The organism is Umezawaea sp. (genome assembly GCF_036375055.1).
Lineage (GTDB): Bacteria > Actinomycetota > Actinomycetes > Mycobacteriales > Pseudonocardiaceae > Umezawaea.
Genome location: NZ_DASUSQ010000079.1, coordinates 1 through 10108, shown reverse-complemented (window position 1 = coordinate 10108; position 10108 = coordinate 1). Strand labels below are relative to the sequence as shown.

The following is a 10108-nucleotide window of genomic DNA, read 5'->3' as shown; positions in this document are numbered from 1 at the left end:
CGCCAGTGCGGGCTCCTCCACGGCCGTTCACGGGATGGCGAGTCCGGCCGCCCGCAGGGATTCCTCGACGCGCAGCCGTTCCAGTTCGCGGTCCACGCCCTCGGGGAGCGAGTCGAGGCGGTGTTCGACCTCCACGGCCCGGCACGCCTGGACCAGCAGCGCGTCGTACGCCTCCCGCGCGCCGCGGCGGCGGGCCACCGGGGTGCCCGCCTCGTACCCCGCGAGGATCCGGTGCACGCGCCGCAGGTCCGCTGACACCTGTTCGATCGACGGCCCGGACGGTGGCGCGGGCGAGCGCCGCCGGAGCCGTCGCACCAGCCTCGGGGCCGCGATGACGGCCCAGCCCAGCACGACCGGTGTGGTCACCACCGCGGCGTACAACACCAGGTTCTCCACCGGAACCTCGGCCACACCCGGGAGTCTACGTCGCCGGGGGCCCCGCTTGGAGGGCCAGGTACAGGTCCACGCGGGTGGCGAAGTGGCCGAGGTCCACGCCGAGCAGGTCCTCCACCCGCCCCATCCGGTACCGCAGGGTGTTCACGTGCACGTGCAGCTTCGCCGCGGCCGTGGTCCACGAGCCCGAGTCGTCGAGGAACACCCGCAGCGTGCCGAGCAGGTCCGTGCCGTGCTCGGCGTCGTAGTCGAGCACGGCGCCCAGCAGCCGCGTGCGCACCGAGGCGCGCAGCTCCTCGGGCACACCGGCCAGGAGCAGCTGGTGCAGCGCGATCTCCTCGCCCGCCACCACGCAGGTGCGGCCGGTCCGCGCCTCGCCGAGGCGTCGGGCGTGCGACGCCTCCTCCAGCGCGCCGCGCAGTCCGGCGACGCCGACCGGTGAGCTGATCCCGACCAGCAGCCGGGTCGAGTCGAGGCCGGGTTCCAGTGCGCGCAACGCCATCCGCGCGACGTCGGCGGGGTGGTCGGCACCGGCGGAGGTCACGGCGTACACCTCCGAGCCGACCACCGCGACCAGTGCGCGCGGGGCGATCTGCGCGACCAGCTCCTCCAGCACGGCCGCGGCGAGGTCGGTGCGGCGGTCGGACGTCGACAGCGCCAGCACCCGCAGCGGCGCGTCCGGGTCGAAGCCCGCCGCCGACACCCGCGACCGCAGTTCACCCGGTCCGGCCGAGCCGTCCAGCACGAGCCGCAGCAGGGGTCCGGCGGCGCGGTTCTCGATCACCCGGCCCTGGGCGATCCGCGAGCGTTCCAGCGCGACGAGGCTGGCCAGTTCGGCGGCGATCTCGTCGTGCGACAGGTCCCCCCGCACGGCGAGGACCCAGTTCGTCAGCCTGCCGCCGCCGCGTTCGGCCACGGGCAGCAGGGTCGTGCCGCGCACGACGCGGGGCAGCCGGTCGGCGCGCAGGAAGTCCCGCACCAGCGCGGCGGGCTGCTCCACCTCGGCTCCCGCGACGAGCCTGCCGGTCGTGGACAGCACCGAGCAGGTCGTGCCCAGCTCCCGCGCGCCCGCCTCGACCAGTGCGGGCAGGCCCTCCGGGACCGCGGTCAGCAGCCGCCGGTGCCGCCCGAGCAGCGTGCCCGCGTCGCCGATCCGCTCGGCGGCCAGTTCGAGCACCACGCGCTCGGTGATGACCGCGAACGACAGGTCGACGGGGACCTCCAGCAGCGGCACGTGGTGCCTCCTGCACGCCTCCAGCAGCGCGCGGGGCAGCTCCCGCGACTCCGCCTCGCTGGCCGCCAGGGCCGCCACGCCCGCGTGGGCGAGAGAGGAGACGAACACTTCACAATCTTCGGGTTCCCGATGCCACAGCAACCCGGAGAGCACCAGCTCACCTCCGGAGAGGTACCTGGCCGGATCGGGTAGTTCAGTGCCGTAAAGCCTGGTCACGGGCCGGTCCAACAGCTCGTCGCCGGACCTCAGGCGCAACCGCAGCTCCGGCATCCCGAGCAGGGCACGCACGTGCACCACGGTCACCTCCGTCGTCCGATCGAGTTTGTAGGAAAGCACAACCGCCCCGTCTGTAGGAGCCTTGGCTTCATGCGCCCTGCCGTAGCCGTTCCGCGGCCCTCCTCTGTGTACTGGCTCACACACCGATTGGAGGGCGAGTGACGATCTCCACCCACGTGCTGGACGCGCAGCGCGGCAGGCCCGCCACCGGGCTGGCCGTGCGGCTCGAACGCGCCGACGGGACGCTCGTGTCGAACGGGGAGACCGGCCCGGACGGTCGGATCACCGGCTGGGACGCGACCGAGGTCGGCGTCTACCGGCTGGTGTTCGACACCGGGGCCGTCGCGCCGTTCTTCCCCGAGGTCGTGCTGACGTTCCACGTGGCCGACCCGGCCGAGCACTACCACGTGCCGCTGCTGTTGTCCCCGTTCGCGTACTCCACCTACAGAGGCAGCTGATGGACTTCCTTCGCCCTGACACCTTCGCCGAGGCGCTGGCCCTCAAGGCCGAGCGGCCCGACGCCGTGCCCATCGCGGGCGGCACGGACGTGATGGTGGAGCTGAACTTCGACCACCGCAGGCCGCCCGCGCTGCTCGACCTGACCCGGATCGCCGAGCTGCGCGGGTGGTCGACCACCGACGACGGGATCCGCCTCGGCTCCGGTGTGCCGTACACGCGGGTCATCGAGCAGCTCGGCGCGCAGTTGCCGGGGCTCGCGATGGCGTCGCGCACGGTCGGGTCGCCGCAGATCCGCAACCGCGGCACGGTCGGCGGCAACCTGGGCGCGGCCTCCCCCGCCGGTGACACGCACCCCGTGCTGCTGGCGGGTGACGCGGTCGTCGAGGTCGCCTCCACGCGCGGCACCAGGATGATCCCGGCCACCGACTTCTACCTCGGGGTGAAGCGCAACGCGCTGGAGCCCGACGAGCTGATCGCCGCCGTGCACCTGAACGCGGCGCCGGGACCGGAGCAGTTCGCGAAGGTCGGCACCCGCAACGCCATGGTGATCGCGGTGTGCTCGTTCGCCATCGCGCTGCACCCCGCCGAGAGGCGCGTCGGCGCGGCGGTCGGCTCGGCCGCTCCGACGCCCCGGCGCGCCACGTCCGCCGAGGAGTTCCTGGCGGGCGAGCTGGACTGGGACGCGCCGAAGCCGCTGCTGGACTCGGTGAAGCGCCGGTTCGGCGAACTGGTGGCGGAGGCCGCGAGCCCGATCGACGACGTGCGCGGCAGCGCCGCGTACCGCAAGCACGCACTGGCCGTGCTCGCCCGCAGGACGCTGGGCTGGGCGTGGCAGGACCACCTGGGCAAGGAGACCCGCGAATGCGCGTGAACGTGACCGTCAACGGCGAGCAGCGGCAGGCCGACGACGTCTGGGAGGGCGAGAGCCTGCTGTTCGTGCTGCGCGAGCGGCTGGGTCTGCCGGGGTCGAAGAACGCCTGCGAGCAGGGCGAGTGCGGGTCGTGCACGGTGTACCTGGACGACGTGCCGGTGTGCGCGTGCCTCGTCGCGGCGGGCCAGGTGCAGGACCGCGAGGTCCGCACGGTCGAGGGCCTGGCCGACGGCGACCGGCTCGACCCCGTCCAGGAGGCCTTCGTGGAGGCGGGCGCGGTGCAGTGCGGGTTCTGCACGCCCGGTCTCGTGGTCGCGGCGCACGACCTGCTCGACCGCGTGCCGCGCCCGACCGACCCGGAGATCCGCGAGGCGCTGGCCGGGAACCTGTGCCGCTGCACGGGGTACGAGAAGATCCTGGACGCCGTGCGGCTCGCGGCGGCCCGCCGATGATCACCGTCGTCGACCGGGTCGCGGTGTCCACCGTGGACGCCGCGGGCACCGAGCACGCGTACGGCCACGTGGTCGTGAACGGCGACACCATCCGGTCCGTCGGCGCGGGCCCCGCGCCCGCCCAGACCGGTCCGCACACCTACGTCGACGGCTCCGGCTGCCTGCTCACGCCCGGCCTGGTCAACACCCACCACCACCTCTACCAGTGGGCCACCAGGGGCTTCGCGCAGGACGCGACCCTGTTCGAGTGGTTGACCGAGCTGTACCCGGTGTGGCGCGGCCTGGACGCGGGCATCACGCACGCCGCCGCGTCCGCCGGTCTGGCCCGGCTCGCGGTGACCGGCTGCACGACCGCCGCGGACCACCACTACGTGTTCCCGAGCGAGGGCGGCGACCAGTTCGACGCGCTCGTCGGCGCGGGCGGGCGGATCGGCATCCGGCTGCACGCCGTCCGCGGCTCGATGGACCGCGGGCAGTCGCACGGCGGGCTCCCGCCGGACAACCTGGTCGAGGACACCGAGGCCGCGCTGGTCGCCACCGAGAAGGCGATCGAGGACCACCACGACCCGGCGCGGTCGTCGCTCATCCGGGTGGCCGTCGGCCCGTGCTCGCCGTTCTCCGTCAGCCCCGAGCTGATGACCGGCGCCGCGGAGCTGGCCCGCCGCAAGGGGGTTCGGCTGCACACCCACCTCGCCGAGACGGTCGACGAGGAGGAGCAGTGCCAGGCCGAGAACGGCTGCACGCCCACCGAGTACGCCGAACGCCTCGGCTGGCTCGGCGACGACGTGTGGCTCGCGCACACCGTGCACCTGTCCGGCGACGCCGTGAAGCGGCTGGGTGCGACGGGCACCGGGTCGGCGCACTGCCCGACGTCCAACGGGCGCCTGGGCACCGGCACCGCCCCGGTCCGCGACCTGTTGGACGCGGGCGCGCCGGTCGGCCTCGGGGTCGACGGGGCCGCGTCCAACGAGGACGGTGGCCTGGTCGCGGAGCTGCGCCAGTCGGTCGTGCAGGCCCGCCAGCGCGGCGGCCCGAAGGCCATGACGTTCCGCCAAGCCCTGTGGATGGCCACCATGGGTGGCGCCCGCTGCCTCGGCCGCGAGGACGAGATCGGCTCGATCGAACCGGGCAAGCTCGCCGACCTGGCGCTGTGGCGGCTCGACGGCGTCGACCACGCGGGCATCACCGATCCGGTGGCGGCGCTGGTGTTCGGCCCGCAGCCGCCGTTGAGGCTGCTGCTGGTCGGCGGCAGGACGGTGGTCGCCGACGGCGAACTCCGCACCGCACCGGCCGACGACCTCGCCCGTGAACTCACAGCCGCCAGCGCGAAGTTGATCGAGGTGTCGAAATGAGCCTGACCCCCGCGGAACTCACCTCCAGCGTCACCGGTGGCATCGGCGCCAGCCCCCAGCGCCCGGACGGCAACCTCAAGGTGCGCGGGGAGTTCGCCTACGCCTCCGACCTGTGGCACCAGGACATGGTGTGGGGTTCGACGCTGCGCAGCCCCCACCCGTACGCGCGGATCGTGTCGATCGACGTCACCGAGGCGCTGAAGGTGCCCGGCGTGCACGCCGTGCTGACCCACGAGGACGTGCCGGGCACGAACCTGTACGGCCTGGAGCACAAGGACCAGCCCGTGCTGGCGATCGACGTCGTGCGCTACCAGGGAGAGGCGGTCGCGCTCGTCGGTGCCGACCACCCGGAGACCGCGACCCGCGCGATGAAGCGGATCAGGGTCGAGTACGAGGTCCTGGAACCCGTGGTGGACATGGAGACCGCGGCCGACGAGACCCCGCTGCACCCCGGCGGCAACCTCGTGCGGCACGTGCCGATCCGCCGCGGCGACCAATCCCCGACCGCCGACGTCGTGGTGACCGGCCGGTACGAGGTCGGCATGCAGGACCAGGCCTTCCTCGGGCCGGAGTCCGGTCTCGCGGTGCCCGCCGAGGACGGCGGCGTCGACCTGTACATCGCCACGCAGTGGCTGCACGTCGACCAGGGCCAGATCGCGTCGGCGCTGGGGATGCCGCTGGACAGGGTGCGGCTCACGCTGTCCGGTGTCGGCGGCGCGTTCGGCGGTCGCGAGGACCTGTCGATGCAGGTGCACGCCTGCATGCTGGCGCTGCACACCCGCAAGCCGGTGAAGATGGTCTACAACCGCGAGGAGTCGTTCTACGGCCACGTGCACCGCCACCCCGCGGTGCTGCACTACGAGCACGGCGCCACCCGTGACGGGAAGCTGGTGTACGTCAAGGCGAGGATCTTCCTCGACGGCGGCGCGTACGCGTCCAGCACCGGCGCGGTCGTCGCGAACGCGGCCACGCTCGGCGTCGGCCCGTACGAGGTCGACAACGTGACGATCGACTGCTACGGCCTGTACACCAACAACCCGCCGTGCGGCGCGATGCGCGGATTCGGGGCCGTGCAAGCGGGTTTCGCCTACGAGTCCCAAATGGACAAGCTGGCGGCGGAGCTGGGCATGGACCCGGTCGACGTGCGGATCGCGAACGCGATGACCGAGGGCTCGGTGATGCCGACCGGTCAGGTCGTCGACTCCGCGGCCCCGGTGGCGCAGCTGCTGAAGCTGGTCAAGGACAAGCCGCTGCCGCCCGTGTCCGCGACGCTCGACCTGCGCTCGATGCCCGGTGGTGTCTCGAACACCACGCACGGCGAAGGTGTCGTGCGCGGGGTCGGCTACGCCGTCGGCATCAAGAACGTCTGCTTCTCCGAGGGCTACGACGACTACTCGACGGCCCGCGTGCGCGTCCAGGTCATCGGCGGTGAACTCGTCGCGCTCGCCCACACGGCGGCGTGCGAGGTCGGCCAGGGCCTGGTGACGATCATGCAGCAGATCGTGCGCACCGAACTCGGCGTGCAGCGCGTGACGATCCTGCCGATGGACACCAGCATCGGCAACGGCGGCTCCACGTCCGCGTCCCGCCAGACCTACGTCACCGGTGGCGCGGTCAGGGCGGCCTGCGTGGCCGTGCGGGACAAGCTGACCAAGCTCGCCGGCGGTCGTGACCTGTCCGAGGTGGACCTGGCCGAACTGGTCGGCGACGACGTGGTCGACGAGACGGTCGAGTGGCGGCACCGCGCGACCGAGCCGCTGGACCCGGAGACGGGTCAGGGCAACGCCCACGTGCAGTACGGCTTCGCGGCGCACCGCGCGGTCGTCGACGTGGACGTGGAGCTGGGCCTGGTGAAGGTGGTCGAGCTGGACTGCGCGCAGGACGTCGGCAACGCGCTGAACCCGCAGGCCGTGCTGGGCCAGATCCAGGGCGGTTCCGCGCAGGGCCTGGGGTTGGCCGTCATGGAGGAGATCCAGACCGCGGGCGGCGAGGTGCGCAACCCGTCGTTCACCGACTACCTGATCCCGACCGTGCTCGACATGCCGCCGATGAGCATCGACGTCCTGGAACTGGCCGACCCCAACGCGCCCTACGGCGTCCGCGGCGTCGGCGAACCGCCCACCATCTCGTCCACCCCGGCCATCGTGGCCGCCATCAGGGCCGCGACCGGGCTGGCGCTCACCCGCGTGCCGGTCCGGCCCGAGCACATCACCGGAACCTAGTCCCCGCCCTCCGTCCACGTCGCTGCCCACCGGTGGCGGCGTGGACGAGCACGCCCAAGGAGCACCGACATGACCACCCCGACATCCACCGACCAGGCCTGGCTGCGCGACGCCATCGAACTGGCGACGAAGAACGTCGCCGACGGTGGCGGCCCGTTCGGCGCGGTGATCGTCCGCGCGGGCGAGGTCATCGCCACCGGCACCAACCAGGTCACCCCGCTGCTCGACCCCACCGCGCACGCCGAGGTGGTCGCGATCCGCGCCGCCTGCCAGACGATCGGCGACTTCAAGCTCACCGGCTGCGTGCTCGTGTCGTCGTGCGAACCGTGCCCGCTGTGCCTCTCGGCGGCCCTGTGGGCGCGGGTGGAGCGGGTGGTGTTCGCCGCGGACCGCGACGACGCGGCGGCGGCCGGGTTCGACGACCGCGAGTTCTACGAGCTGTTCGGCAAGCCGAGGGAGGAGTGGAGCCTGCCCGTCGACCGCGTCAGCACGGACGTGGACAACGCGCCGTTCGAGGCGTGGCTGTCCCGCCCCGACCGCGTCGACTACTAGAGGGCCGCTGCTGACCGGAGCAGCAACGACGAAACGCGTCCGACGGGGCCGAGGCCGGCAAGCACGGGCCCCGCCGGACGCGCCCACCGGCATGGGAAGGACGTCATGACCCAGCTGAGGAATGACATCCCCGCACGAACACCCCTCGACCGGTTCTTCCGCGTTGGTGAACGCGGGAGCACCCTCGGCCGCGAAGTACGCGGTGGGATCACCACCTTCGTGGCGATGTCGTACATCGTATTGCTCAACCCGCTGATCCTCGGGGCGTCCGCCGACATCACCGGCGCCCGCCTGTCGATCGAGCAGGTGACGACCGCGACCGCGCTGGCCGCGGGCGTGATGACCGTCCTGATGGGTCTCGTCGGCAACGCCCCGCTGGCCCTCGCGGCGGGTTTGGGCGTCAACGGCGTGGTCGCGTTCCAGATGGCCCCGACGATGACGTGGGCCCAGGCGTTCGGCCTGGTGGTGCTGGAAGGGCTCTGCATCGTCGCCATGGCCGTCTCCGGTGTGCGGGAACGGATCATCAACGCCGTCCCCGCCCCGCTCAAGATCGCCATCACCGTCGGCATCGGCCTGTACATCGCCTTCGTCGGCCTGGTCAGCGCGGGGTTCGTCACCCGAACCCCCGACGCGGCCCACTCGACGGTGCCCGTTCGGATGGGCGTGGACGGGCACCTGGTCGGTTGGCCGATCGTCGTGTTCGCCGTGGGTCTGCTGCTGATGATCGTCCTGATGAGCCGCGGCGTCCCCGGTGCCGTGCTGATCAGCATCGGCACGGCGACCCTGATGGCCGTCGCGGTGAACGCCGCCTTCCCCGTGGAGGGCTGGGGCCTGGTCGAGCCGACCGTGCCCGACAGCGTCGTCGCCGCACCCGACTTCAGCCTGTTCGGGCAGGTCGACCTGTTCGGCGGCTTCGCCTCGGCGGGTGCGATCAGCGCGACGGTGTTCCTGTTCACGCTGGTGCTGTCGGGGTTCTTCGACGCGATGGGCACCATCACCAGCGTCTCCGACGAGGCGGGCCTCACCAAGGACGGCAAGGTCGAGGGGATGGGGCGCATCCTGCTGGTCGACGGCGCGGGAGCCATCGCGGGCGGCGTCACGGGCTCCTCGCCGAACACCGTCTTCCTGGAGTCCGCGGCGGGCGTCGGCGAGGGCGCCAGGACCGGTCTGGCCAGCGTCGTCACCGGTGTGATGCTCACCGCGACCCTGCTGTTCACGCCACTCGCGGCGGTGGTGCCCGCCCAGGCGGCGGCACCGGCGCTGGTCGTCATCGGCGGGCTGATGATGGCGCAGGTCCGCCGCATCCCGTGGCACGAGCCGGACTACACCATCCCGGTGTTCCTCACGGCCGCGCTCATCCCGTTCACCTACTCGATCACGAACGGCATCGGCGCGGGCCTCATCTCCTACGTGCTCATCAAGGTCTGCAAGGGCCAGTGGCGCGAGATCGGCTGGATCATGACCAGCATCGCCGGACTGTTCGTCCTCTACTTCGGCGTAGAGGCCATCACCGCTCTGCTCCGCTGACCCAGGAGGCACCGTGGCACTGATCTTCCTCAACGGCGGCGGGATGCGCGGCGGCCCGCTCCACCCGCAACTCCAGGGCACCCCGATGCTGTGCGTCGCGCGCAGCGCACCCAGGTACCGCTACTTCTCCGTCGGCGACCGCTTCCCGGCCATGCACCGGTCAGGCACGGGCAGCGTCGTGGGCGAGGTCTACGACCTCCCCCTCACCGTCCTGCGCGACCACCTGCTCCCCGCCGAGCCGCCGGAGCTGGAGATCGGCGTCATCGAACTGGAGGACGGCGCCGCCTGCCTGGCCACCGTCCTGCGCGACGCCTACCTGGGCGGTCGAGAACTGCTGGACATCACCCACATAGGTGATTGGCACGCCTACCTGGGTGGGAAGAACCGACCCTGAACGTATCCCGCGTGCTCCCCACCGCTCTAGACCTGGTGAGAGCCTCGCCGCTGGGGGTGGAGAGGACCGCGGACGTGAGGTGGTCGGCAGGATGAGGGGTCGGCCGACCACCCACCTCCGTGCGGCACACGCCCCAAAACTGTCGGACCTCTCCGCTAACTTGTGAATCGGGGGGTCCTCACCACCAGGCGACCCCCGCCCCGCCGAACGCACAAAGCCCTCAGGGGGAGTCCCGTAAAGGAACTCCCCCTGAGGGAAAAATTGTCCCGCAGCGACCTACTCTCCCACACCGTCACCAGTGCAGTACCATCGGCGCAGGAGGGCTTAACTACCGGGTTCGGAATGGGACCGGGTGTTTCCCCTCCGCTATGACTGC

Annotated in this window: 10 protein-coding genes and 1 rRNA gene; 8 read left to right on the top strand and 3 right to left on the bottom strand. The window is 72.1% G+C overall.

All coding sequences use genetic code 11. The features are described 5' to 3' along the window. Window positions 1-27: 27 nt before the first annotated feature. Entirely contained in the window at window positions 28-411 is a 384-nt protein-coding gene (locus tag VFZ92_RS21670) for a hypothetical protein (protein WP_330877825.1), read from the bottom strand. 10 nt (window positions 412-421) lie between these two features. Then, window positions 422-1921 carry a PucR family transcriptional regulator gene (locus VFZ92_RS21665; RefSeq protein WP_330877824.1) on the bottom strand — a complete coding sequence of 500 codons (1500 nt, stop codon included), beginning with the start codon at window positions 1919-1921 and terminating at the stop codon, window positions 422-424. A gap of 140 nt (window positions 1922-2061) precedes the next feature. On the opposite strand from VFZ92_RS21665, the gene uraH reads away from it, so the two are divergent. The 8 genes from uraH (at window position 2062) to VFZ92_RS21625 (ending at window position 9732) form a co-directional block, all read left to right on the top strand. Then, window positions 2062-2361 carry a hydroxyisourate hydrolase gene (gene uraH, locus VFZ92_RS21660; RefSeq protein ID WP_330877823.1) on the top strand — a complete coding sequence of 100 codons (300 nt, stop codon included), beginning with the start codon at window positions 2062-2064 and terminating at the stop codon, window positions 2359-2361. Beyond that, entirely contained in the window at window positions 2361-3233 is an 873-nt protein-coding gene (locus VFZ92_RS21655) for a xanthine dehydrogenase family protein subunit M (RefSeq protein ID WP_330877822.1), read from the top strand. Before uraH ends, VFZ92_RS21655 begins: the two co-directional genes overlap by 1 nt. Further along, window positions 3224-3685: a (2Fe-2S)-binding protein gene (locus tag VFZ92_RS21650; protein WP_330877821.1), complete on the top strand. Its 462-nt coding sequence runs from the start codon at window positions 3224-3226 to the stop codon at window positions 3683-3685. Before VFZ92_RS21655 ends, VFZ92_RS21650 begins: the two co-directional genes overlap by 10 nt. Beyond that, window positions 3682-5037 (top strand): 8-oxoguanine deaminase, encoded by a 1356-nt coding sequence (locus VFZ92_RS21645; protein WP_330877820.1) that lies wholly within the window; start codon window positions 3682-3684, stop codon window positions 5035-5037. Before VFZ92_RS21650 ends, VFZ92_RS21645 begins: the two co-directional genes overlap by 4 nt. After that, window positions 5034-7259 (top strand): xanthine dehydrogenase family protein molybdopterin-binding subunit, encoded by a 2226-nt coding sequence (locus tag VFZ92_RS21640; protein ID WP_330877819.1) that lies wholly within the window; start codon window positions 5034-5036, stop codon window positions 7257-7259. The genes VFZ92_RS21645 and VFZ92_RS21640 overlap by 4 nt, the downstream gene beginning before the upstream one ends. 69 nt (window positions 7260-7328) lie before the next feature. After that, the gene (locus tag VFZ92_RS21635; protein WP_330877818.1) at window positions 7329-7811 is read left to right on the top strand and encodes a nucleoside deaminase; all 483 of its coding nucleotides are present in this window, start codon (window positions 7329-7331) and stop codon (window positions 7809-7811) included. 105 nt (window positions 7812-7916) lie between these two features. Further along, a complete protein-coding gene (locus VFZ92_RS21630; protein ID WP_330877817.1) occupies window positions 7917-9338 on the top strand; it encodes an NCS2 family permease in 1422 nt (473 codons plus the stop codon). 13 nt (window positions 9339-9351) lie between these two features. Continuing rightward, complete coding sequence (locus VFZ92_RS21625; RefSeq protein ID WP_330877816.1) at window positions 9352-9732, top strand: allophanate hydrolase-related protein; 381 nt, start codon at window positions 9352-9354, stop codon at window positions 9730-9732. A 263-nt stretch (window positions 9733-9995) separates the two neighbouring features. Here VFZ92_RS21625 and rrf read toward each other — a convergent pair. Further along, window positions 9996-10108: ribosomal RNA gene (gene rrf, locus VFZ92_RS21620) — 5S ribosomal RNA — on the bottom strand; the annotation flags it as partial.